General features: G+C 43.8%; 25 protein-coding genes and 1 pseudogene. 8 read left to right on the top strand and 18 right to left on the bottom strand.

Annotated features, from left to right (window positions below):
- Positions 1–56: 56 nt before the first annotated feature.
- Positions 57–689, bottom strand: a complete 633-nt coding sequence (locus tag IM475_RS09805; protein ID WP_287659557.1) for a double zinc ribbon and FHA domain-containing protein — start codon at positions 687–689, stop codon at positions 57–59.
- A 179-nt stretch (positions 690–868) separates the two neighbouring features.
- Positions 869–1591 carry a 6-phosphogluconolactonase gene (gene pgl, locus IM475_RS09800; RefSeq protein ID WP_287659556.1) on the bottom strand — a complete coding sequence of 241 codons (723 nt, stop codon included), beginning with the start codon at positions 1589–1591 and terminating at the stop codon, positions 869–871.
- A gap of 323 nt (positions 1592–1914) precedes the next feature.
- Here pgl and IM475_RS09795 point away from each other — a divergent pair, with 323 nt between their 5' ends.
- Positions 1915–2706 (top strand): HpsJ family protein, encoded by a 792-nt coding sequence (locus tag IM475_RS09795; RefSeq protein WP_287659555.1) that lies wholly within the window; start codon positions 1915–1917, stop codon positions 2704–2706.
- A 530-nt stretch (positions 2707–3236) separates the two neighbouring features.
- Positions 3237–3968: an undecaprenyl-phosphate galactose phosphotransferase family protein gene (locus IM475_RS09790; protein WP_002804603.1), complete on the top strand. Its 732-nt coding sequence runs from the start codon at positions 3237–3239 to the stop codon at positions 3966–3968.
- A gap of 1126 nt (positions 3969–5094) precedes the next feature.
- Here IM475_RS09790 and IM475_RS09785 read toward each other — a convergent pair.
- The 8 genes from IM475_RS09785 to IM475_RS09750 form a co-directional block, all read right to left on the bottom strand.
- Complete coding sequence (locus tag IM475_RS09785; protein WP_002773190.1) at positions 5095–5334, bottom strand: DUF2442 domain-containing protein; 240 nt, start codon at positions 5332–5334, stop codon at positions 5095–5097.
- 3 nt (positions 5335–5337) lie between these two features.
- Positions 5338–5607: a DUF4160 domain-containing protein gene (locus IM475_RS09780; RefSeq protein WP_002773191.1), complete on the bottom strand. Its 270-nt coding sequence runs from the start codon at positions 5605–5607 to the stop codon at positions 5338–5340.
- Between the two features lie 264 nt (positions 5608–5871).
- Positions 5872–6348 carry a hypothetical protein gene (locus IM475_RS09775; RefSeq protein ID WP_002794296.1) on the bottom strand — a complete coding sequence of 159 codons (477 nt, stop codon included), beginning with the start codon at positions 6346–6348 and terminating at the stop codon, positions 5872–5874.
- A 533-nt stretch (positions 6349–6881) separates the two neighbouring features.
- Complete coding sequence (locus IM475_RS09770) at positions 6882–7271, bottom strand: toxin-antitoxin system TumE family protein (RefSeq protein ID WP_002794295.1); 390 nt, start codon at positions 7269–7271, stop codon at positions 6882–6884.
- Positions 7272–7574, bottom strand: a complete 303-nt coding sequence (locus IM475_RS09765; protein WP_002801972.1) for a hypothetical protein — start codon at positions 7572–7574, stop codon at positions 7272–7274.
- A gap of 288 nt (positions 7575–7862) precedes the next feature.
- The gene (locus IM475_RS09760; protein WP_287660379.1) at positions 7863–8270 is read right to left on the bottom strand and encodes a ferredoxin; all 408 of its coding nucleotides are present in this window, start codon (positions 8268–8270) and stop codon (positions 7863–7865) included.
- Complete coding sequence (locus IM475_RS09755; RefSeq protein ID WP_002762644.1) at positions 8270–8656, bottom strand: DUF1257 domain-containing protein; 387 nt, start codon at positions 8654–8656, stop codon at positions 8270–8272. Before IM475_RS09755 ends, IM475_RS09760 begins: the two co-directional genes overlap by 1 nt.
- A 44-nt stretch (positions 8657–8700) precedes the next feature.
- A complete protein-coding gene (locus tag IM475_RS09750; protein ID WP_002752708.1) occupies positions 8701–8916 on the bottom strand; it encodes a DUF2997 domain-containing protein in 216 nt (71 codons plus the stop codon).
- Positions 8917–9226: 310 nt separating this feature from the next.
- Between IM475_RS09750 and bioU the strand changes: the two genes are divergently transcribed.
- Complete coding sequence (gene bioU / locus IM475_RS09745) at positions 9227–10228, top strand: (S)-8-amino-7-oxononanoate synthase BioU (protein WP_287727414.1); 1002 nt, start codon at positions 9227–9229, stop codon at positions 10226–10228.
- Here bioU and IM475_RS09740 read toward each other — a convergent pair.
- Together IM475_RS09740 and IM475_RS09735 are read right to left on the bottom strand one after the other, a co-directional pair.
- Positions 10225–11151, bottom strand: coding sequence for an RluA family pseudouridine synthase (locus IM475_RS09740; protein ID WP_287727413.1), 927 nt, complete (start codon positions 11149–11151; stop codon positions 10225–10227). The two genes, bioU and IM475_RS09740, sit on opposite strands and share 4 nt — an antisense overlap.
- Positions 11152–11452: 301 nt before the next feature.
- Complete coding sequence (locus IM475_RS09735; RefSeq protein WP_002762655.1) at positions 11453–11794, bottom strand: phage holin family protein; 342 nt, start codon at positions 11792–11794, stop codon at positions 11453–11455.
- A gap of 210 nt (positions 11795–12004) precedes the next feature.
- On the opposite strand from IM475_RS09735, the gene IM475_RS09730 reads away from it, so the two are divergent.
- A complete protein-coding gene (locus tag IM475_RS09730) occupies positions 12005–12394 on the top strand; it encodes a DUF8738 domain-containing protein (RefSeq protein WP_287660383.1) in 390 nt (129 codons plus the stop codon).
- Positions 12395–12738: 344 nt separating this feature from the next.
- Positions 12739–13095, top strand: coding sequence for an iron-sulfur cluster assembly accessory protein (locus IM475_RS09725; RefSeq protein ID WP_002747572.1), 357 nt, complete (start codon positions 12739–12741; stop codon positions 13093–13095).
- 315 nt (positions 13096–13410) lie between these two features.
- On the opposite strand, the gene IM475_RS09720 is transcribed toward IM475_RS09725, so the two are convergent.
- On the bottom strand, positions 13411–14883 hold the full coding sequence (locus IM475_RS09720) for a phosphatidylserine decarboxylase (protein ID WP_287727412.1): 1473 nt from the start codon (positions 14881–14883) through the stop codon (positions 13411–13413).
- A 244-nt stretch (positions 14884–15127) separates the two neighbouring features.
- A complete protein-coding gene (locus tag IM475_RS09715; protein WP_287727411.1) occupies positions 15128–16048 on the bottom strand; it encodes a LysR substrate-binding domain-containing protein in 921 nt (306 codons plus the stop codon).
- A 146-nt stretch (positions 16049–16194) separates the two neighbouring features.
- On the opposite strand from IM475_RS09715, the gene IM475_RS09710 reads away from it, so the two are divergent.
- Positions 16195–16878 (top strand): cadmium resistance transporter, encoded by a 684-nt coding sequence (locus IM475_RS09710; protein ID WP_287727410.1) that lies wholly within the window; start codon positions 16195–16197, stop codon positions 16876–16878.
- A gap of 132 nt (positions 16879–17010) precedes the next feature.
- Positions 17011–17445, top strand: a complete 435-nt coding sequence (locus IM475_RS09705) for a YidH family protein (RefSeq protein WP_002782490.1) — start codon at positions 17011–17013, stop codon at positions 17443–17445.
- Between the two features lie 10 nt (positions 17446–17455).
- Here the strand turns inward: IM475_RS09705 and IM475_RS09700 are convergent, their stop codons facing one another.
- Positions 17456–18253, bottom strand: a complete 798-nt coding sequence (locus IM475_RS09700) for a sulfite exporter TauE/SafE family protein (protein WP_287727409.1) — start codon at positions 18251–18253, stop codon at positions 17456–17458.
- Positions 18254–18537: 284 nt separating this feature from the next.
- On the opposite strand from IM475_RS09700, the gene IM475_RS09695 reads away from it, so the two are divergent.
- Positions 18538–19542 (top strand): sulfate/molybdate ABC transporter ATP-binding protein, encoded by a 1005-nt coding sequence (locus tag IM475_RS09695; protein WP_287727408.1) that lies wholly within the window; start codon positions 18538–18540, stop codon positions 19540–19542.
- A gap of 150 nt (positions 19543–19692) precedes the next feature.
- On the opposite strand, the pseudogene IM475_RS22970 reads toward IM475_RS09695, so the two are convergent.
- From IM475_RS22970 to IM475_RS09685, 3 genes and pseudogenes are all read right to left on the bottom strand, one after another.
- Positions 19693–19773: pseudogene (locus tag IM475_RS22970) on the bottom strand (transcriptional regulator); the annotation flags it as partial.
- A gap of 46 nt (positions 19774–19819) precedes the next feature.
- Positions 19820–20632, bottom strand: a complete 813-nt coding sequence (gene hypB, locus IM475_RS09690; protein ID WP_287727407.1) for a hydrogenase nickel incorporation protein HypB — start codon at positions 20630–20632, stop codon at positions 19820–19822.
- Positions 20623–20967, bottom strand: a complete 345-nt coding sequence (locus IM475_RS09685) for a hydrogenase maturation nickel metallochaperone HypA/HybF (RefSeq protein WP_002732104.1) — start codon at positions 20965–20967, stop codon at positions 20623–20625. The genes hypB and IM475_RS09685 overlap by 10 nt, the downstream gene beginning before the upstream one ends.
- Positions 20968–21065: the final 98 nt, after the last annotated feature.

Here is a 21065-nt window from a genome sequence, read left to right as displayed (position 1 = left end):
AGTGGGGGAATTCAACTAAAACCCTAAAACCCTAAAACCCTAAAACCTGTCTCCTTTTAAGACATTTGCCAAATAAAAGTCATTTTGTCGCCTTTACCGAGGGAAATGCGATCGCCAGCCCGGAGACGATGACGATTGCCGGGGGGTAGGGGAGTGTGATTAACGTAGGTTCCGTTAGCGCTGCCGGTGTCTTCGAGGTAATAGATGCCCCCTTCGACGCGGATATCGGCATGAACCCGGGAGACGATATCAGAATCGGGAAAACCGGAAACATCGATATCGGGGGGAATGCGATCGTTAGGTTTGCCGATATGAATTACCGATAGATGTAGGGGTAATTCAATTTTGCTATCGGTTTGCAGGTGATGCAGACTAGCTATTTCCATCTGTAAGCGGGTGGCAGCCGGAACCGGTGGGGGGGCAACAGGAGGAGGTGCGATCGAGGCGACGGTGGCTGTAGGGACTGGTGGGACGGGTTCAGGTTCCGATTCCGATTCGGGTTGGGCTGCCACCATGGGAACGGAATTAGGCTGTAAATTGTAGCCACACTGACCGCAAAAGGTGGCATCAGTTTGGATGGTTGCCCCACAACTAGGACAGGAAGACATCCGCGGCAAGGGAGTGTAACAGGCCTCGCATTGACTGGCCTCATCGGGGTTAGTATGTTCGCAATTGGGACAAACGATCATTTTTAAGGAAAAAGTAAAAAGTAAAAAGTAAAAAAGCAGATTAGGGGTTGGGTGTTAGGGTGTTAGGGTGTTAGGGTTTCGGGGTGTTGGGGTTTTAGGGTTTTAGTTGAATTTCCCTATTCCCCTATTCCCCTATTCCCCCACTCCCCCACTCCCCTATTCTCCCATTCCCCTATTCTCTAGACAAATGAGGAACCGGCGGCCGCATCGAGTAACCAGTATAATTCCCCGGCCGAGGGGTGGATGAGACGGGAAGGATAGGAGAAAGAGTCACCATAGGCAGAGAAAATCTCATGTAGAGCGGGGCGTTTACTTTCGCCGGCAGCGATAAAGATCACACAACGGGCCTGATTGATCAGGGGAACGGTAAAAGTTAAGCGGGGATTGCCGTCTTTCTCGCCGACGGTGATACAGCGATCGCTGACCGTTAAAGCTGCCGTGTGGGGAAAGAGAGAGGCAGTGTGACCATCATCGCCCATTCCCAATAAAATCAGGTCAAAAACGGGAAAATCGGGAGAATTGACCCCAAACCATTGGCGGAGATGATCATCGTATTTTTGGGCGGCCAGCTGGGGATCGGGGTCATCCGTGGGCATAGGATGAATATTAGCGGCCGGGATCGGTATGCGATCGAGCCATGCTAACCGGGCCATGCGTTGATTACTGTCAGGATGATCGGGACTAACGTAGCGTTCATCTCCCCAGAAAACGTGAATTTTTGACCAATCGAGGGGTTGAGAGGATAAGGCTTCGTAGAGAGGTTTCGGAGTACTACCGCCGGACAGAGCGATCGTAAAATAGTCCTGTTGGTCAAGGCTGGTTGTGATTTTTTCCAGAACCAGCGCCAGAGATTTTGCGATCAGAGCTTGTTTATCAGCTAAAACTTCCACCAATTTCTGCATGGGTTTTGTTATCAACTCAGGGGGCTGTCTTTACTATAGGCTAACCATTCAGGACTCATCTGAGAGCTTGGGAAAATTTTATTCTTTGACAGGGATAGGTTTACCGATGCCATATTGAGGTAATATTTCTAGAGTCGATTCTCGAAGGGGGTTGACAAGCAGAACGATTTAAAGTAGGGTTTAGCGGGGGGGCTGAGCGAAAGTTAATTAGAAATTGCAGTTTGTCAGATTGCCTCTCGGCAAAATCCTTCCACGAATCCCCAGCGAGAACTTTTAAACAGACTAATGAATCTATTCATTGACATACCATTACAGAAACAGCGATGAACAGTTTTACTTCTTTGTCCCTGAAATTAACGGGATTGGTTTTCATTATTTCCTTCCTTTTGGATGGGTTTATCCTGCCGCTGCCCTATCAATTCAGTCAATCCCAATGGCAGGTAGGGTTCGTCACCACCTTTGTTGATCGAGGAATTGTCCCTCTCCTCGGTATCATTCTCGTTTTAATCGCTTACTGGATTGACGCTAACAATAAAGATGTCATTCCTAGAAAATCCCGTTTTGAATTGCGTTGGCCGATCTTTATTCTTTCTACACTGTTAGGTTTAGTTTTTCTGTTGATGATTCCCGTTCACATCAATAATATCAACCAGATTAAAAACAACGCTTTGACTCAAATTGAACAGGGTGTTGACCAGGGGGAGGGACAAATTCAAGCTTTCTTAGCCCAGATAAATACTCTATCGCAAAATCCCCAACTATTAGACCAGCAGATCTCTCAGAGAACTCAAGTGATTGAAACTGGTCGTTTCCAAGGACAACCGATCAACACGGAACAGTTACAGACCCTCCGTCAACAAAGAGAGCAATTAACTAATTTACGCGATTTATCCAAAAGCCCGAAGGAATTTAAACAGAAATTAGATGAGATCAAAAATCAGCTACAAACTCAGCTGCAAGAGCGGCGAAAACAGGCAGAAAGCCAAGCCAACTTGGAGGCTTTGAAACAGTGGTTAAGAATTGGTATTCAAAGTATGTTGCTATCGATTTCCTATAGTTTGATCGGTTGGTTAGGCATTCGAGAACTAGGTAGTATGAAAAAACGCACCGCCTAAGTATGGGATTTATCTTAAATGATGAAGTATAAAGTTTTCGTTTTCGGGAGCCAGAATTCTCCGAGTCAGGTGACGAGCGCACACGAGATCATACTTCGTCCTTAGGATCAAAGCTGTAACTACTTAAATATTCAGTCACCAAGAGCATCAGCAAATGATGCTCTTTTATTTTTTATTAAACCTCTTGCATAATTAATTTTTGGTGGTTCAAAACCGTCCTGTATTACTAAATCCTGTTTAAAAGGTATAGGAGAGCAGGGAAGCGGGAAGCAGGGGAGCGGGGAGTAAGGGGGATGAGAGCGGGGAGAATAAATAAAAATAATCTCCTGACTCCTGAATACCGACTCCTGAATTCTAACTACTGACTCCTAACCCCAGCAACAAACTTTTTGCCGCAAACCCTAATTAGAGATTTTTCAGTACAAAGGCTCTAAAATGACCAGTGCCAGTTATTAGCCCGAAGACTTGTTTTTTCAGTCTTGTGGCTTTATCATAGGTACTGTGTGGTGTGTGTGATGTGAAGGAGTAAGATGACTGCTAATAGCCAACTTATCTCCGTCAAGGCTCTACAAGCTTTGATGAAGCGAGGGTTCAAACCTTCGGTCTCTGGTAGACGGCATCAAAAATCTTGGTTAATAGCTTTAGACGGCGATACCTCAAAACGATTATTCGATATCGTTTTCTCCCTATCGGTTCTAATTTTCTTTTCGCCGCTTTATTTGATCTTAGCCTTATTGATCGCGATTAGTTCCCCCGGTCCGGTCTTCTATATGCAGAAGCGCGTCGGTCAAAACTTCCAGCATTTCAACTGTATCAAGTTCCGTACTATGGTAATGGACGCGGATAAGGTGTTAGAGAGACTGATGGAAGACTCTCCCCAACTGCGAGCGGAATTCGAGGATAATTTCAAGCTGAAGGACGATCCCCGCATAACTTGGATTGGCAAGTTTCTCCGCTTAACCAGTTTAGACGAGTTTCCCCAATTCTTCAACGTCCTGCGCGGAGATATGAGCGTCGTCGGTCCGCGGCCTTTAGTTCCCGAAGAATTGCAGAAATATGGCAATCGCATCGACAAAGTTTTAACTATTCGCCCCGGTTTAACTGGTTTATGGCAAGTTTCTGGACGTAATGACATCCCCTATCCCATGCGGGTGCAGATGGATGTGTATTACGTTAATTCGCGTAACTGGTTAACCGATATCTGGGTAATCTTTAGAACTATCGGTGTTGTGGTTTTTCCCAAAAATAACGGTGCTTACTAAATCGGTGAATAGTAATTCAAGATTACTTACTACTGTTTCAATGTAATTAATCGCTAGACTGGAGGAGAGAAAGGCAGAACTTGCTTTTTTCTCCTCTTTTTTTGAGAAGAAACATTATGATATAGCGTTTTTCAGTCTGCTGAGGTACAAAAGTTATGGGTTTTAGGCAAAAGGCAAGGGGCAAAAGGCAAAAGGGAAGAAAATAGGTGTACCTCACTAGCTTAGGAAACGCTATAGTAATTAGGGCTTGCTAGATAATGGTAGAACCCTTTTAAAATCAGACTTTTGACCTTTTAAAATCCGATGTTAGTGCCAGAAAATAGATTGAGACCTTCAAAAACCTTGCATTATCCTTCTTGTAGTAGGCAAACTGGTACAAAAAAGGAGAGCAACAAAGCCTTAAACTCCTGCCTTCTGCCTGACCCCATCCTAGGCCTTTTTGAACAAACCCTACTTAGCTGTTATCTTAAGGGTGAGGTACGAAATTTCTGGTTTTAGGAAACACTGGAGCTAGAGGTGATGCTAAATCCCGTCATTTCGTCCACACCACAATTTGGGCATTTTGTCAAAAAAATTTTGACTTTGCAACAAAACTACACAAAAATTAGATCAACGTTGTTCGGGAAAAAAGGGAGAATTAGCGGAAGTGTTTGGTTTGGCTAAAAGGAAAAGTCTAGATTTAGCAATGGTTTCAAGGCAAGCTAGAACTTGAGAACTTCAAAAAAGCACAGAAAACTCCACCATAGCATAATGCGAAATTATACCAGAATCGCTGGAAGTATTGCCACCTCGTAAATAAATAGAAATTATTCTCAATAAATTCTTGAGTAAAAATAAATATTACTAATTGTAAATTTAAATATTTTTAAGTATTGAAGGTATTTGCATATAAAATACTTATCATTTTGCCCCGATTGCCTCTAACTTTTCCCTCCCCACAGCAATCACCGGGTAAGTAGAAAATTTCTCATTCTTTCTCCTAGAGATGAAGTACAGACTAATCCTTACTCATCAAATATTTTAGCAACAATAACTAACCTCATCTTTCTGAGAAAGGCTGTAGCGAAAGAAAATCTGATCAGTGGGAGCGTTACTTTTGTTGTTGGGTTTCCTCGATCAAACTGTTCTAGGTTTGGGAAATGGAGTCAAGATAGAGAGTATCCGGACAGATATCTTGTTCGTTCGGCCAAGTTACCGTACCATCTAAAATTTTTACTTGATTAAAATACTGCTTGTTTTTAAGTTCTTGAAAGATGCCAAAATCGAGCAGTGGTGAACAATCATAAATTTTCTTTTCTTCATTAGTAAATATGAGTTGTAATTGATAGTTGGGCAAAGGGATAACTTCTTTAACTCTAGGATTCATGATTTATCTCAGTGGTTCAATCTTATACAGTTGTTGTCCTGAAATAGCGAGTTCCCAGTTAGCCATCAATTCATCTTGATGAATCTCGATCCAAGCGGAAAGTAATTTCATTTTAGCATGAGGAATAGCTCCTTCAAGGATTTCTCCATCTGGAATGGCGACAATGACTTCCGAATTTTGATATTTAGCATGAATGTGAGGTTTATGGTGTTGTTTATTATCCATGAAGTACATATAAATAATAATTCCGTAAAACATGGATATGGCTGGCATTTGTATCCTTGTGGTTATTTGAGAGGGATAGGTTTATTATAGCGAAGGAAAATCCGATAAGTCGGCGCGTTACTTTTCATGCTTCCTACTCTACAATAGTTACCAGAGCCGCAATCGCACTATTAATGAATGTAGAGGCACAAAACCTAACACCCATCTCGTTAATTTTATGCGAAGTTGTCGGGTTTTATTACGGAACACGCGATATGATAGATCGCTCGATCAAACTGTCAATTTCTCAAAAATTTATCTGAAGATGAAAAATCAGTAGCATGAATCCGATCTTGCATCATACTTTAAATTAGCTAGATTACAAATTCTTCTCCTCGCACTTCGGTATCCAGCCCTATCACCAATTTGCCTACAAGCGTCGGCATATCCTTGGTAGCACCATTGTTGTAGTTGTTGTCCTCGCCTTTGGGAATCAGATTGTATTTGCAACTGTTGCTGTTGCGACTGTCGTCTATGATACTCACTAACGCTCCCTGTCCCTTGATTTGCTTTACACTCTGGATTTTTCTTTAAGAATCTTTCTCGCGTTGTGTTCTGAACATTGTGCCAATTTTCCCAATCCTGAGCAGAAGTAGATGATGGTCTATTATTCACAAAATACATTGCAATTTCCATAAGGTAATAGGCACATTGATCTTGTGATAAACGTTGGGCTAAAACTTTATCAGGGTAACAACCTAGACTCATGAAAATTGCAGTAAAAAGCAAGCCACTCTTAATTTTTAACATTGTCGTATTTCTCCAGCTAGAGGGAATTTGTAAAAGTTAGTCCGCAACGTTACAGCACTTTCTACATCCGTCTAGGACAGTGACTCCTTTGTCGGACAAGAATCTGAACCATTTGAGTTCTACTAGGACGGTAGCGAATGCACTGCAACACAGAAGAGTGCTTTAAGCGAGTGAATCTATAAACTAATTCGACCAAGATCAGCGATCAAATTGTTAGATGCAATTTTCCCACGGGGTTTCTATCTCTCTTCCTTCTAGTCTGATAGAACAGTGCTATATATTATACGGATAAAATCCGTATAAAACCCCTGTAGAGGTATTTTTAAGGATTTTTTTCATATCTCACCCTCGACGGGAAACATGAATGGAAATCTTCCGTATAACAACCCTCTCCTAGGAACATTATACAGATTTCTCGACCGATCGCCACCACTCCACCCGAAGCCTACCCCGCGAACTGCCGAATAATTCTCGCGACTTCCTCGGTATTCGGCGAGTTTTAGGGTGCGGATTCGCTCTAGAAGGCGTTCGGTTTACAAAATCTCGATCTCGCGCTCGATTACGGTGATAATTTGTAAAATATTTCTAGATTCCCCAGGTTGAACGTTTAACTCGTCTCCTACATGAACATGATCGGGAAAATTCGGTAAATCGGGAAAATGTTCCACGTTATCCCAGCGTTTTCTTAACTTCTGTTTGCTTGCGTCCATCCATTGATAGCGATAGCTTATCGTAACGATGCGTTGATCGATCGAGGTAAAAGCCTCCGCAATTTCTAAAAAATCTCCGTTCGTTAAAAGGACTCTCGCTCGGAAGTAGCCTCGATCGAATAAAATTCTTTCATCGACAATCGTGAAAGAGTTCACAATCGAACTCTCAGATAATTTCCGTTTAACCTTGCGAATATAATCGGCTATCTCCATCTAATTTGATCGTAAACTTATCTCTTTTCTAGCTGCCAATAGCATTTCATAATAAACATTCCACTCGAAATAATCCATAGCGTCCCCTAGCTCACCGGAACGAAATCTAGGATAGAATTCTTCCGAACTCATGCGATATTGATTTTCGTATTGCTTGATACGGGTTTCTAAATCCAAAATTTGAGCGTTAATCTGCAAATTTTCCCGTTGTTCGCTCTCAATTTTTCGATTCAGTAACTCTCTTTCTTCCTCGGAGAGAGAGAGAATTATTCGCGCGAGAGAATCAATCAGTTGGATATTCATTAGACCTCGACCTAATATTATCTCAAGACTAAAAGTCTTTTTAGTTAAGGAATCTATCCGAATAAAAATTATTTTAATTGCCTCATATTTTTTCAGTAAAATTGAATTAGCAACGATAGATATACATTCCAGCCATCGAACTGCTTAGTTAGTATATAAACTAAAAGCAAGCTGTGACTGGGTTATAATTTTTGGAGATGTCTATTTAAGAACTGTAGCAGATTCGATCGAGAACCGCTGCCATGACTTCTAGGAAATAATGGGTGGATGAGGCTGCACCTATCCACCCTAGAGATCTAAATCTGCGGGGCTAAATTTCTTGTGAATCTGAGGAAAACCTAACTGTTTAATCACTTGATGTTTGCGTTCTTCCTCAAGGAATTGCAAATTATTATAATTAACCCAGTGAATACAGTTAACTGGACAAGTCTCGATCGCTTCTTGAATAATTTCTTCTTCGTCACCGTCCTGATTATAGACGCGAGAGCGACCGTATTCGCCTTCAATAAAAAAGGTATTGGGGGCAACGTGGGCGCAGTGTTTACAACCGATACAAGTGACCTCATCGACGTAAACCGCTTTCTGGCGCAGCAAACCGCCCAATTCGGGTTCAAAACCAGTGCGATCAGGGGAATCTCTTAGGAATCCCCCTAACTCTGGTTCAAAACCAGAGCGTTCGGGAGAAAAATCAGCCATTAGGCGCTCCAACGTTGTACCACTAGACGAATAGAACCATCAGTATTTTTTTCCTGTGCTGCCACCTGAAAACCCTGTTTAGCAGTTTCTGCCAGGATGGTGTGGTAGGCATAACCTTGATTTACTTTTCTTAAAAATCCTTCTACGGTTAGGGGTTGTTGCCAGTATTGCAAATCGGCAACTAACTCGTACTCGTTACCATTCCAGCGAAACCCGATATCGTAATTGTTATCTTGCTCGATTACCACCTCTGCGGTTAAAGTTTGACCTTGATAACCTTTGACGGGGTGGGAACCCTCTTTCCATTCCATCCCCATATCGCTGAGGGCGGCTTTTAGGTAGGATAGATCGCGGATTTTGGTTTTGATATTGCTAAAGTGTGACATGGTTTTTCAGTGGCTTAAATAAAGGGATTGGGAAAGATGAAAAATTACCAGTCGCTAAAAGTGGCTGCGTTGCTGACTTTCTCTGACTGGCTGACGGTTTGATGGTAATAATCCGAGGTTTTCTCTTGAGACATCAGCTGCCCGAGTTGTGCCTCGATCGCCGCCGTCACCTCTTGACAAGATGAACCGACTATGCCTGTCACCTTTTCCATGACGCGACCATCGGGATAGATAATAAACTCTAGGCTTTCCATGCTCATAGCTCTTCTCGGCGTGATCTGGGGTTTGCAAAGCTCCCTATCGTTTTAATTTACGATAGTTTGCTAATCGTAGCAATCTGGTTAAAATTTTAGCAAAACTTTATATTACGTCACCTAACCACTTTCATTTTTTGTCAGTTTCGCGTAACTTTTCTTTACCGTCAAGGGCGAACCTGTCCCCGGAGGGCATAATTTCACAAAACTACACAAAAAAGACGACCTGAAGCGATAAATTGAAAATAAAGGAGATGCAACGGCGAACCACGACCGCCGAGATCATAGAATTTTGTCTATAGGAATCAGAACAGATATGAATAAACAAACAGCCAGCGATCGCCTTCGGATCGGTGTTTTAGGTTTTGGTGGTTTGGGACAGGCCGCCGCTAGAATTCTCGCCCCCAAACAGGAAATGCTCTGGACTGCCGCCGCCGATAAAGCTGGTTTTGCATACCACAAAGACGGTCTAGATGTCAATACCTGTAACAAAATTTATCATGACCGGGGTTCCATCGGTTATCTGGAGAATTACGGCAGTCTCAGCGAGAACAGTATCGAGGAATTAATCAAAACTGCCGACGTAGAAGGCTATTTTCTCGCCTTACCGAATTTACCTAACAATTTCATGGCCGATATCGCTAAAACCTTCATTCGCTTAGGTTGGCGCGGGGTTTTAGTCGATGCTCTCAAGCGTACCAGCGCCATGGAACAAATCCTAGCACTACAAACAGACCTAGAAGCCGCCGGCATCACCTATATGACCGGCTGCGGTGCTACCCCCGGACTGTTAACTGCGGCTGCTGCCCTAGCTGCCCAGAGTTATGCAGAGATTCATAGCGTTAAAATTACCTTTGGCGTGGGAATTGCCAACTGGGAGGCTTATCGTGCCACTATTCGCGAAGATATCGCCCATTTACCCGGTTACGACCCAGAAACAGCCCACCAGATGAGTGATGCGGAAGTGGAAATGCTGTTAAATAAAACCAATGGCATTCTCAGCCTCGAAAATATGGAACACGCAGACGATATTATGCTGGAATTGGCTGGAATTTGTGGACGTGATCGCGTTTCCGTCGGGGGTGTGGTGGATACGCGCAACCCGAAAAAGCCTTTAAGTACCAATGTTAAGGTCACGGGGCGGACTTTTGAAGGCAAAATTTCCACCCATACCTTCACCTTAGGTGATGAAACCAGTATGGCGGCTAATGTCTGCGGGCCAGCTTTTGGTTATCTGAAAGCGGGGGTTTCCCTGCATCGTCGCGGTATCTACGGATTATGGACCGCAGCGGAGATTATGCCGCAATTTGTGCGCTAGGGGTTTCTCTGCCGTAAAATAGCTAAAACTTTCGGGAAAATAGCGGGTAAGGGAGCGATCGCTTCTAGGCTCTCCCCCGTGACCGGATGTATTAAGATTAAACGATAGGCGTGGAGTAATTGCCCGGGTAGATTAATCCCGATGGAACGACCGGAACTATAGAGGGGATCCCCAAGAATCGGATGACCGATATGGCTGCTATGAACGCGAATTTGATGAGTTCTGCCAGTTTCTAGGCGAAATTCCATTAAGGTGTAGTTGCCTAGTCTTTCCTTGACTTGCCAGTGGGTGACGGCATTTCTACCGCCTTTTTCCACGGCAATAATAGCCATCTTTTGGCGATCACTGCGGTGACGACCGATCGGCAGATCAATTGTACCTGTTTCGCTTTTGGGGACACCGTGGACGAGGGCCATGTATTCCCGGCGGGCAGTTTTGGTTTTTAATTGTGCCTGTAGGTGTTGATGGGCCTGGTCGGTTTTGGCAATAACGATCGCGCCCGTGGTATCCTTATCTAAGCGGTGAACTATACCAGGGCGTTGAATTCCACCAATTCCGGCTAAATTTGGGCAGTGATGTAGTAAAGCGTTGACCAAGGTTCCCGATTCGTGACCGGGGGCCGGATGAACCACTAAATCGGCAGGTTTATTGATAATAATCAGATATTCGTCTTCGTAAAGAATATCAAGATCGATCGCCTCGGCGGTTAATTCGAGGGGTTGACTGTCGGGAATGGTAATCTTTAAGTGATCACCTTGACCAACTTTAGTATTTTTATTAGTGCAAATTTGACCGTTTAACTGTATATATCCCTGTTCTATCAGTTTTTGCAGTCTCGATCTCGATAAATCGGGCAATTGTGACCCCATCCAAGCATCTAAACGTTCTTTTTTTCCCGCAACTTCTAAGTTTAATTGGTTCATCGATTTTTAGTGATCAGGGTGTAAGGTGTAGGAGAATCGAGAAAAACTGACTTGAGATTATTTAAACTTAGCTCAACAATTCCAGTTATTTTAACAGTAATTGAACTTGGTCTGGCTGCTTGAGATGGAAATCTTGGGATTAAATTTTCCTGATTTTTAACGACAAAAGCCACAGCAAATCAGTAGAGATTTCCTCATCTCCAAAAAATAGAGAGACGTTGCTATAATCAACGTCTCTAGATCAGAAATTAATCAATGAGAGTAAGCCAAGCTGTTTTAAACAACCGAATTATTGCCCACTTTAGTCAACGAAAATGCCATTTAAAACTCCTGAAATGATCGAAACCACGATCGAACCGAATAAAGCGGCAAAAAATGATTTTACCTCAAAGCCACGGATAAAATAGGAGGCTAAAGAAAAGGAAATGGCATTGACCACAAAAATAAATAACCCTAGGGTTAAAATAGTTAAAGGCAGGGTAAAAAGAATCAACAGGGGTCTAATAATAGCATTAATTAAACCCAAAGCGACAGCAGCTATCAAAGCCACGGTAAAATCTTTAATTTCTATACCTGGTACTATTCGCGCTGTAATCAATAAAGAGACGGCGGTAATCAACCAACGGAGGAAAAAAGATAACATAAGCCCATCCATCTAAGATAGTTCATCCTCATCTATTTTAATCGCCATCGCCACTTAAAGAGACGGAAGTCTTCAGGAGATGACAACGAAAACCGAGAGTGACTGCTGCTTCTACTCGAAAACCAGAGAGGGAACATAGTATCGGTTACACTGATAATAAAAAGGAAAATTTGCTCAGACTATCACCCCCGGAAAGAGGCAGCACTCAAGATGATATCTAGAAAAAATTTTAGCCAGAGCCAGCAAGTAGAAATCGGTAAAACGAGAATTATTCAGGGAGCAACTGGCACTCTAATGCTAATGAGTCTGCTTTCTCTCCTCTTAGCGCAACCCAGTTTAGCATCTCCTGAGCCACCTAATTCAGTCATCGCGGCTGCCCGTCAAGATTTGAGTCGGAAAACCAATATATCCGTTAATCGCTTGCAAATTCAAGCAGCACAACCACAAACCTGGCCCGATGGTTGTTTAGGATTAGCTAACCCGGGAGAATTCTGTACTCAAGCACTGGTGAAAGGATGGCGAATTATTCTGACTGATAAGCAAAAAACTTGGGTTTATCGCACCGATAGCAGTGGTGCTAATCTCCGCTTAGAAAAGTAAATTTCTTTTGATATTTTCCGGCTGCTTTTTCGGCATCCTCAAAGCAGCGCTGTCCTGATTTGATTTTCCTCCCCCCAGGGAAGGTGAATTGTCTCAAGCACCCCGTTGGGTGATGAAAATCGGCTGATAATGGCTCTAGGGTTTGTTTCAAGAACCTAGTCGTCCCTGGCAACCCTATTTAATTAATAATCCCAGTTTTTTGCTTTTTTTGCCTTACAAATCCTGCGAGGCTGGGAAAAGTAAACAGTAATCCAGTCATCAGCCCTCAACTATCGTTAAGATGGATAGGAGAAGGTAAAGTTTTATATGTCCCCTTCAACTGCGTTTAGGAGTTCCTGCTAAAGATGACACAAGCTACTCAGATTCAAGGAAAAGGAATTTTACTCAGTGAGGCTGCCCTCAAACACCTTACCATGCTCAAAGAGCAACAGGGCAAGGATTTATGTCTGCGCGTGGGTGTGCGTCAGGGTGGTTGTTCGGGAATGTCCTATATGATGGATTTTGAGCATCCTAGCAATATTGGCCCCCAAGATGAGGTTTTCGATTACGATGGCTTTAAAATTGTCTCTGATAAAAAAAGTCTGCTCTATCTCTACGGTCTCATGTTAGATTACAGCAACGCGATGATCGGCGGTGGTTTCCAATTCACTAATCCCAACGCCAGTCAAACCTGTGGCTGTGGTAAGTCTTTTGGCGTTTAATTATTTCTCTGGGGTGATACCTTTCACCTCCGCCTCCCAGAGGCGATTTTTTTTGGCCAAAACCCTTGACAAAATCGGAGACTTGACATATACTTTTTGTATAATGGGAATCCGTGCCTGCCTGCGAACCCTTCATTGACCACGCAACTAATCGACGAGGGGGAAAGCACCTTAGTGATTTAGTGTGATCGCCGCTCTTGTAGGTAGCTTGAAATCACAAAGGCTTTATTTTAATTTTCATCCCCTGGAAAGGGTCGGAATTCTGCGCCTGGATGTGAACCAGGCACTCGAAGAACCTTTGCTTCAACCCATCATTCAAAACGACAGCAGCTTGGCGATATTTGAATAGGCGTACTGACTCCGCACCGGATAGTGAACACCTACCGTAGCCGTGATGTTGACGTTGGACTGACGCTCGAATACCATCACGATGTCGGAGCCGCCGAAGAGGAAACTCGAGATCATCTCGCCCTTGGACACCGTTTTCCCCACTACCTCCTGGCGCACCTTCTCGTTGATCAGTGCCACCTGCTGGTCATAAGATCGCCCCTTCTTTTCCTGTTGGGTAAGACGGATAAGTTCTTGCGTCCCTGGTTTGACGAACACAACGGACGATACTTGTGCCATTCCAATGGGCAGCACGGCGATCTTGCCGATAGCGGTTTCCAGGACAAAAAGCCCACGGCACTGCACAAACTGATAGTCGGTGGCATCCTGTGCATCCAGATAACGGTGCGGCATGGCCAGGTTGGCCAAGGATGAGTTTTCATCGGCACGTCCCTCAGCATCGAGTAGATCAAGTTGGACATCCAGGTAAACCTGTCCAGGGATAAATTTGGCCTCAATTATCCTGCCCGCTGCCGGGGCGTGCTGCCGGTGATAGTCAAAGACATCGAGAAAGCTGTGGACGAAAATGCCGCCCTCGAAATCGTGGGCATACTTGGAACCCTTTAACAGTTCTGGGATAGGCCATTCGACGTGCTTGACCACGATTGAGGACTCTGCGGGCATCGGCTCGCCCGCCGGAGTGGTGATAGTCCATTGGCCGACGAAAGTGGACTCGGCTGGGAAGACGATAATCCGAGGATCGTCTGGCTGGGCGACCGGCCGCTGTCGATCGATATCCTTGAAAGTCCTGGAAAACCACTCGTTAAATGTTTTGTAGTTCTCGATCCCGTTTTCGCCCCCATTGTAGTCCTGGTAGGTATATTCTGGCCCGAACTTATAGGTTACGAGATACTTGGCCGATTCGGGTGTGTCGAGAAATTCCCCCGATTCGACCGCGAATTCTCGAAGCCAGAGGGATAGCGGTGTGAGAGCCTCGCCGGTAAAGGGAGCGATGGGGCTTTGCAGGGAGACGAGTTCGGGCTGATTGAAGTAGTAATAGAACTGCGTGAGGCGGAGATAATCTGTGCGTTCGTGGTAAATGTCGCCCTGCCATTCCCAGACCCGCAACCCAGGGATCCACGTTACCAGGGCATCGATGTAATAGTAAAACTGGTAGAGGTTGTGTATCTTATCAAGTTCAGGGATGCGCTGTTGACTTACTGTCCAGATCGCGCTCTGGAAGGCTCCCCCATAGGCGTAATCGTCGATGAGCTTTTTAAGTTTCTTTGTGATCGGCTGCTTCGGCTCGTACACCGCGCTATTGGGGGGCAGCTCTTTAAGGAATTTCGGCCCCTGCGGGATTGACGATGAAACTCCCTGCTCGTTCAGGTGCTGGGCCTCCCGCGCCGACACCGCTTTCCATTTCAACCGGCCATAACTCTGGTTGTGATTTGTGTTCATACCATTTTCGTCTTTTTGAAGATCAAACTATCTATCTAGAATCTCCACAGACAGGAGAAACTTAGTTGTTTTTTCCTATCGGTGGAAACGTTATTAATTATAGCTTCTGGCTCATATGCGAACCCCAATTGCCTGAGATAATATTAGGTCGAGGTCTATACCTAATCTCTCTTTTTTGCCAAAGATAATTTCCGTTACATAGCTTTATTTTCTCTCCGGTTAATTTTTGGTGATTGCTATCAGATTACAACATCTGCTCGAAAACTTTACAGACGCGGGGTTGAAAGCGCTGACGGTGTTTTATTTTTAAAAAAGGGCGCATAAATTCGAGATAGCGAGGGGATAAACCGGAAGTATCGATGACTCGAATCGATCGCAATGTGCCTAATTCTAATTCCTTTTGAACCATCAATTCGGAAATCCCAGCAGCTGCCGAACTATTCTCGATGATTGCTTTCACCATTTCTCCCGTATTTAACAGCAAAGTCACCTTTAATGTCCGTAAATCGATGCCCCAATTCTGTAACGCTTCCTCGAATCTTTGTTGAGTTCCCGATCCCGATTCTCGCATTACCCAAGGGGTTTCCACTAATTCGGGTAATTCGATCGCTTCTCTTTTATACCAAGGATGAGAACGTCCGACAATAATTAATAGGCGATCGCTGCCGACGATCTCCTGTTCTAAACAATTTGTTAAATCACTCTTGACTTCTCCCTCGATTAATGCTAGGTCAAAACGTCCGTTAGCCGTACCCAGACAGATTTCTTCCGTATTAGCTAGGGTGCAGTTGATCTTAATTGCCGGATAGCGCTCCTGAAAATCGCTAATTTTTGCCGGGAGCCAATAGTTACCAATAGTCAAACTCGATCCTAATTGTAGTTCTCCCCGTTGCAAGTCGTTGAATTCCGCCAATCCCCTTTCTGTCAAAGTCACCTGGGTGAGAATGCGTTGCGCTTCTAATTGCAATAAAAGTCCTGTTTCCGTGATCTCGATGTGACGACCGACGCGATGGAATAATTTCACCCCGTATTCATTTTCTAGGGAGGCAATGGCGGCACTGACGGCCGGTTGGGTGATATATAAAGCTTCTGCTGCTTTGGTGAAGTGGAGATGTTCAGCAGTCGCGAGAAAGATTTCCAGTTGATCTAGGGTCATTCTGGCCATGGCAAGGGGTTTTTTGTCTCTATTGGTCTTTCCATCATTTTAATTTATTAAATCAACAAGAAAGAATATTTGATTTTATTAATGGCTCTTTCTAGAGTAGAAGTAGGGCGATCGAGATCAGAAGAGCCGATTAAGAAAAAAATCCTATGACTACCATGATTACTGCCATATCCACAGCAATAGCGGCCTTTATTGCCACTAATCTCGATGACATCCTGATTTTGACGATTCTTTTTACCCAGGTCAATAAACTTTTTCGCCGTCGTCATATCGTTATCGGTCAGTATTTAGGCTTTATCCTGCTGATTTTGGCGAGTTTAACCGGCTTTTTCGGGAGTTTCTTGATTCCGGCTCAGTGGATTCGTTTTCTCGGTCTTTTGCCAGTGATTTTCGGGATTCGGAGTCTCTGGCAGCGAGAAGAAACCGAGACGGATAATAATGTGGAGATGGCTGTAGAATCAGCACCGTCTTCTCCTTTGCTGGCCTGGTTTTCCCCTCAAACCGGTGCTGTGGCGGCAATTACCATCGCCAATGGCAGTGATAATATAGGGATTTATCTGCCGCTGTTCGCTAGTAATACCTGGCCAAATTTAGTTACTATCGTCAGCGTTTTTCTGATCTTGGTGGGTGTTTGGTGTTTTACTGCTCATCAGTTAACCCAATTACCGGCGATCGCTAATTTAATTACCAGTCACGGCAGCCACTTTGTCCCCTGTGTGTTGATCGGTTTGGGTGTGTTTATGATCAAGGAAAGTCTTCCCCTGGCTGTCTTGGCCTTATCCTTAAGCTATGGATGGGCGCTTTTCCAGCAACAAGCAGAATCTATTTAATTTTTGATTCAATACAAATACATCTAAAAAGAGATTTTAGATTTTTTCCATACCATCTATAACTCAAGTGCCATAGAATAACATCATCTTATCAAGCGATCAACTTGAAACGGACCCCTAGTCATCTCGATCATGTTATTTTTTCTCAAATCGCCAGTGACGGAAAGCAAGACCAGCATTAAACCGAAAAAAGTCAATCCCAATCGAGTCCGCGATCATCTGGCCAATGAACGCACCTATCTGTCTTGGATGCGAACAGCGATCGCATTAATGGGTTTTGGTATGGTTATCCTGCGTTTACGGGCCTTTCATCCTCCTCTGGTTCCCCGGCCCGGTTATGGGTGGAAATTAGGCTTAATGTTTGCTTTAGTGGGTTTATTGACCGTATTTTTGACCACAGCCCATTATTTTACAGTCAGACGAGATATAGATGAAGATACCTACGAACCAGCCGATCGATGGGTGCTACTATTTAGTTTAGCGATCGTTATTCTCGGTGCGGGAATTATCTATTTTGTCGCCACCAGTCCCGATCTGTTGATCGGTAGTATGATGACTTTCGAGTGAACTCTGGGGATTAGGTGGGTTGAAGTAAGCGCCAACTGACCGTGACTAGAACAGTATAAAGCAGTATTTTTAGGGCATTTTTGGGCAAATATTCCGATAATCTTGCTCCCACTACTACCCCCGGTATCCCACCCAACCAGATGGGAAGTACCAGATTCCAATCTACCGTTCCTAATCCCAGATGACCGATGGAAGTACAGGTTAAGAGGATGGACGCTTGCGATAGATCTGTACCGACTAATTTGCGAGAATCAAGCTGAAAAAAGGTCATCAAGACCAATGCAAATAAGGAACCACTGGAAATACTGGTTAAACCGACCAAATAGCCTAAAACTGCCCCTAATATCGTTGTTTTTATCTGACCAGAGCGAGTGGTTAAATCTAATTTTGGCCAGGACCAAGGGGACAAATCGGGAAAAAATAAGGAGATTAGTAGTTCCAGGGCCGCTAGGACAGTCACGATCATCAAGACAAGACCGATGATAGGAGGCAACCATTGATCGAGATTGAGAGAGCTATTCTGCTGAAAATAGCGAAAACCGACTAATCCTAACAGAGAACCGGGTACACTGCCAATTACTAGCCATTTTACCACTTCTAACTCGATCGTTTGCTGTTGCCAGTGACGAACGGTGCCGACCACTTTCATCAACCCGGCCGCGACCACATCGGAACCCACTGCGGTGGTAGCGGGAACCTGAAATACAAAGATTAATAGGGGTGTAATCAAGGATGAACCGCCAATTCCCGTTAATCCCACGACAATTCCGATAAAAAAGCTAAATATTGTCAATAAAGAATAGTCCATTTTTGCCTCAGTTGTCTCTTTTCTCCGGTGCGTTTCTGGTGGTTAAGAGACAAAATTGATTAATTAAGCCTTTAGAACCGACTAAAAGAGCGAAAAAAAGTAATATTAAGCTTTTATCGCTGTTTAATCTTTTTAGTCTCTGTTTACAACCAGTAATCTCCCGAATCGAAACTTAATTTTCTTGCTATCTTGTAAAATGTAAGTGTATTTTAATACGATTGAGATTAAATCATGGTTAAAATACGGTCAAACCCTATACATTTTTTGCCAGAGGATTAACCACCGTGAGTATCATCATCGAGCAGGTATCGAAACAATTCGGCACCTTTACCGCTTTAGACAACATCAACCTAGAGATCAAATCGAATCGTCTGGTGGCACTGCTGGGACCGTCCGGTTCGGGAAAAACCACTCTCCTGAGAGCGATCGCAGGATTAGAACCCCCAGACACAGGCAAAATTATCATCAACGGCAAAGATACAACCAATTTAAATGTCAGAAAAAGGAATATTGGCTTTGTTTTTCAGCATTATGCGCTTTTTAAACATCTGACGGTGCGTCAGAATATCGCTTTCGGTTTAAATATTCGCAAAGCTGCCCCCGACTACATTCAAAAACGAGTGGACAGTCTCTTGAGTTTAATTCAATTGCAGGGATTGGGCGATCGCTATCCGGCCCAACTATCTGGGGGTCAACGTCAACGGGTTGCCCTGGCCCGGGCTTTAGCGGTGGAACCGGAAGTATTATTATTAGATGAGCCTTTTGGGGCCTTGGATGCCAAAGTTAGAAAAGAGCTGCGGGTTTGGTTGCGGCAGTTACACGAGGAGGTCCATGTCACCAGTGTTTTTGTCACCCACGACCAAGAGGAAGCCATGGAAGTGGCCGACGAGATCGTAATTTTTAATGAGGGTAAAATCGAACAGGTGGGGACTCCCGATCAGGTGTACGATCATCCTGCCTCTCCTTTTGTGATGAGTTTTATCGGCCGGGTGAATGTTTTACCACCGACCTCGGCTGCACTATTCGAGCAGCTCGGAGGGGGTACTAACGGAGTCAAGATTTTTATTCGTCCCCACGACCTGGAAATTCTCTCTTCTCCCAATGGGTCTAGTATTGCGGCAAAAGTCGAGCGCATTATCCATCTGGGTTGGGCCATCGATGTGGAATTAATTCTACCCGATCGCTCTCTCCTGATTGCCCATCTGAATCGAGAACAACTGGATCAATTGCATCTCAAGGTCGGGGAACAAGTTTATGTTCGTCCTCGGGATGCTCGCGTTTTTGCCTAAAAGTCAGCTTTATTGTTAGCACCTGACGAAAGTCCTAATAGGTGTAGGGTCATGAATGCACACGGCTGCTACTAGCTTCGCATCATGTACCTGCACACCCTTAGGAGTCTTATGCAAATAAGACTAAATCCGTTGAGTATAGGCTACTTATTCTTCCTCATTTTCAATAATCTTGGGTTGAAATTTAGTCAACAGTTGATTATAAATATTTTGATCAAGTGCTAGGGTCATTTTTCTTTCGGTTAGACTGAACTTTTTGGGTGTGTTACTGCTTAACTTAAACCAGCGATTTTAACCAACTGTACCAAGCATCTAAACCTTCTCCTGTGGTAGCGGAAACTTGAAAAACTTTCAAATTGGGATTAACTTGATAGGCGTAATCTAAACAGCGATCAAGGTTAAAATTAACGTAGGGTAGTAGGTCTATTTTTGTCAAGATCATGACTTGAGAAGCGTGGAACATATAGGGATATTTAATCGGTTTATCTTCTCCTTCGGTGACGGAAAGAATGACGACTTTGGCATTTTCTCCTAAATCAAATAAAGCAGGACAAACTAGATTACCGACATTTTCAATCATGACTAAAGAATTCATCGGTGGATCGAGTTCGATTAATCCTCTCTCTACCATTGATGCTTCTAAATGACAACCTGTTCCGGTGTTAATTTGGATAACCTGACAACCGGTTTCACTAATTTTTTGAGCATCATTAGCTGTAGCTTGATCTCCCTCAATCACACTGATAGGAATAGCGGTTTTTAAATCGGCAATTGTGCGAGTTAACAGGGTAGTTTTTCCCGAACCGGGGGAAGAAACCAGATTAAGGGCAACAGTTTTTCTACCCTTCAACCAACCGCGATTTTGTGCCGCTAACAGATTATTTTTTGCCAGCAGATTTTGCTCAACTTGGAGAATGTTACCATGAATTTGAGCGTGAATTTCTGCGGGATGATGGGGATGTTCATGATCGTGATCGTGATGGCTATGACTAATAACAGTACCATCGGCTAAAATATGTTCATGGGTTCCCGTTTGCGGATTAGTTACCGTTACTTCCGAGTTATCAGAACAACCACAGGTTATACACATAAGGATTCTGTCTCCAACGATTTGAGATTTAATTCTTGTCCCTGTAAAATGATTATATTGCGACTACCACATCGATCGCAGATTCCGTAGGGATATTCTAGTTCTAGCTCATTTCCGCAATCTTGGCACTGTCCTAAACCAGAAATTTCCAGAATCTCTAACATTGCCCCCTCTATATTAGTACCTTGACAACAGGTATCAAAACAAAAAGCGATCGATTCTGGCATAATTGCCGTTAGTTTACCAATCTCTAACACCACGCGCTTAACTTTCATTCCTCGGGAATGTTCTAAGGCAAGTTCGATAATATTTTGGGTGATTCCTAGTTCGTGCATTTTCAGTTATCAGTTATCAGTTATCAGTTATCAGGGAAATTTCCACTAAAACCCCAAAACCCCAACTATCTGTTTTTTTACTTTTCACTTTTTTCTTT

Source organism: Microcystis sp. M061S2, from assembly GCF_020245605.1.
GTDB lineage: Bacteria > Cyanobacteriota > Cyanobacteriia > Cyanobacteriales > Microcystaceae > Microcystis.
This window is presented reverse-complemented; position numbering and strand designations above follow the sequence as displayed.

Bases quoted from the DNA above. Each gene is read 5' to 3' on its own strand.
- IM475_RS09715 (WP_287727411.1), bottom strand. From the start codon at position 16,048: ATGGCCAGAATGACCCTAGATCAACTGGAAATCTTTCTCGCGACTGCT.
- IM475_RS09780 (WP_002773191.1), bottom strand. From the start codon at position 5,607: ATGCCAGCCATATCCATGTTTTACGGAATTATTATTTATATGTACTTC.
- IM475_RS09700 (WP_287727409.1), bottom strand. From the start codon at position 18,253: ATGGACTATTCTTTATTGACAATATTTAGCTTTTTTATCGGAATTGTC.
- IM475_RS09720 (WP_287727412.1), bottom strand. From the start codon at position 14,883: ATGAACACAAATCACAACCAGAGTTATGGCCGGTTGAAATGGAAAGCG.
- IM475_RS09740 (WP_287727413.1), bottom strand. From the start codon at position 11,151: ATGAACCAATTAAACTTAGAAGTTGCGGGAAAAAAAGAACGTTTAGAT.
- hypB (WP_287727407.1), bottom strand. From the start codon at position 20,632: ATGTGTATAACCTGTGGTTGTTCTGATAACTCGGAAGTAACGGTAACT.
- IM475_RS09730 (WP_287660383.1), top strand. From the start codon at position 12,005: ATGATATCTAGAAAAAATTTTAGCCAGAGCCAGCAAGTAGAAATCGGT.
- IM475_RS09685 (WP_002732104.1), bottom strand. From the start codon at position 20,967: ATGCACGAACTAGGAATCACCCAAAATATTATCGAACTTGCCTTAGAA.
- IM475_RS09750 (WP_002752708.1), bottom strand. From the start codon at position 8,916: ATGAGCATGGAAAGCCTAGAGTTTATTATCTATCCCGATGGTCGCGTC.
- IM475_RS09775 (WP_002794296.1), bottom strand. From the start codon at position 6,348: ATGTTAAAAATTAAGAGTGGCTTGCTTTTTACTGCAATTTTCATGAGT.
- IM475_RS09770 (WP_002794295.1), bottom strand. From the start codon at position 7,271: ATGGAGATAGCCGATTATATTCGCAAGGTTAAACGGAAATTATCTGAG.
- IM475_RS09790 (WP_002804603.1), top strand. From the start codon at position 3,237: ATGACTGCTAATAGCCAACTTATCTCCGTCAAGGCTCTACAAGCTTTG.
- IM475_RS09760 (WP_287660379.1), bottom strand. From the start codon at position 8,270: ATGGCTGATTTTTCTCCCGAACGCTCTGGTTTTGAACCAGAGTTAGGG.
- IM475_RS09755 (WP_002762644.1), bottom strand. From the start codon at position 8,656: ATGTCACACTTTAGCAATATCAAAACCAAAATCCGCGATCTATCCTAC.
- IM475_RS09795 (WP_287659555.1), top strand. From the start codon at position 1,915: ATGAACAGTTTTACTTCTTTGTCCCTGAAATTAACGGGATTGGTTTTC.
- IM475_RS09725 (WP_002747572.1), top strand. From the start codon at position 12,739: ATGACACAAGCTACTCAGATTCAAGGAAAAGGAATTTTACTCAGTGAG.
- pgl (WP_287659556.1), bottom strand. From the start codon at position 1,591: ATGCAGAAATTGGTGGAAGTTTTAGCTGATAAACAAGCTCTGATCGCA.
- IM475_RS09785 (WP_002773190.1), bottom strand. From the start codon at position 5,334: ATGAATCCTAGAGTTAAAGAAGTTATCCCTTTGCCCAACTATCAATTA.
- bioU (WP_287727414.1), top strand. From the start codon at position 9,227: ATGAATAAACAAACAGCCAGCGATCGCCTTCGGATCGGTGTTTTAGGT.
- IM475_RS09710 (WP_287727410.1), top strand. From the start codon at position 16,195: ATGACTACCATGATTACTGCCATATCCACAGCAATAGCGGCCTTTATT.
- IM475_RS09735 (WP_002762655.1), bottom strand. From the start codon at position 11,794: ATGTTATCTTTTTTCCTCCGTTGGTTGATTACCGCCGTCTCTTTATTG.
- IM475_RS09805 (WP_287659557.1), bottom strand. From the start codon at position 689: ATGATCGTTTGTCCCAATTGCGAACATACTAACCCCGATGAGGCCAGT.
- IM475_RS09765 (WP_002801972.1), bottom strand. From the start codon at position 7,574: ATGAATATCCAACTGATTGATTCTCTCGCGCGAATAATTCTCTCTCTC.
- IM475_RS09705 (WP_002782490.1), top strand. From the start codon at position 17,011: ATGTTATTTTTTCTCAAATCGCCAGTGACGGAAAGCAAGACCAGCATT.